Annotated in this window: 1 protein-coding gene and 1 pseudogene; both read left to right on the forward strand. The window is 64.8% G+C overall.

Going from position 1 to position 1,274, the window contains the following annotated elements; all coding sequences use genetic code 11:
- Positions 1-387: Nif3-like dinuclear metal center hexameric protein (locus tag PGX04_RS27545; protein WP_273741402.1), on the forward strand; the 387-nt coding region annotated here is incomplete at its 5' end.
- 323 nt (positions 388-710) lie between these two features.
- Positions 711-1,274 (forward strand): annotated as a pseudogene (locus tag PGX04_RS27550) (hypothetical protein); the annotation flags it as partial.

Consider the following 1,274-nt stretch of genomic DNA (forward strand, 5'->3'; position numbering starts at 1 on the left):
GAACTCGGCCCCGAGCACATCGGCCAGCGCGGAACGGCAGCCGATCCCTACGCGCCCGACGAACTCCGCGAGCGCCTCGAGACGAATCTGGATACCGGTGGCCAGCCCGTCCAGCACCTCGCGTTCGGGCCGGACGAGATCGAATCGGTCGCGATCGTTACCGGCAGCGGGGTCGACTGGCTCGACGAGGCCGTCGACGCGGGCGCGGACGCGCTGGTGACCGGCGAGGGGAAAGGGAAGGCCTACCACGAAGCTCAGGAGGCGGGAATCCACGTCTTCCTCGCGGGTCACTACGCGACCGAGACGTTCGGCGTGCGTTCGCTCCAGCAGTCGCTCGACGAGTGGGGTCTCGAGACGACCTTCCTCGAGGCACCGACCGGGCTGTAAACATCGCGTTACGACGGGTTTCGCGGATATTACTGCAACCCGCTGTCGTCTGCACTCACGGGAGCCAGCTCCCACGAGGACGCTACTCCGACGGCGAACGAGCGCTGTATCGACGTTTCAGGCCCGGTCGGCGAGCCAAGAATCCGGTGGCCGGATCGAACACAGACTGCGGCACGACGGTCCGTAACTGATCGCTCTTACTGATCGTTTCACTGCCGCGAACGCCGATTCGAATGAACGGGACCGAAACAGTCAATCGATAACAATAGTCGTTGCTGTCTGAACGTCGAATAGCTCTCGGAATCGATTCCGGGGGAGATCCTATGACATCGGACGATTCACACACCCGACGGGACTGCTTGCGAACCATCTCCGCTACCGGTGCGGTCGTCGGTGGCGGTGCGATCGGCGTTTCGAGCGTCAGTGCCGGCGGTGATCCGGGTGGCCCCGGCTCCGGGGACGTCGATCCGGAGCGGATCGACCTCGATTCGGTCTGTGTCGATGGGGACCACGACCTCGCGCTGTTCTGCGTCACCAACGACAACAAGAAGCCGGCCCGCCTCGAGTGGACGGCCTCGCCCGCCGACGCGGGCGTGTTCTTCATCGACTGCCAGACCGTCCGCGTCGTCGGCGACTTCGCCGAGGTGATGATCGAAGCGGTGTTCGAGACCGACAACGGAATCGGCGACTTCCACCGGGAGTTCGGCCCCGTCGACGGGAGCGCCGTCTTCGATATCAGCGGCGCGGGCAACATCCCCGACGGGTCGATCATCAGATCCGTCGACGCGTTCCGGGAGGGGACGCCGGTCGTTCCCGGCGGCGGTGATGTCTCCGTACAGAATCCGGCATACGGGGCCTGTCAGGAGGAGTACTTCGGGGAGATCATC

Source organism: Natrinema soli (assembly GCF_028618695.1).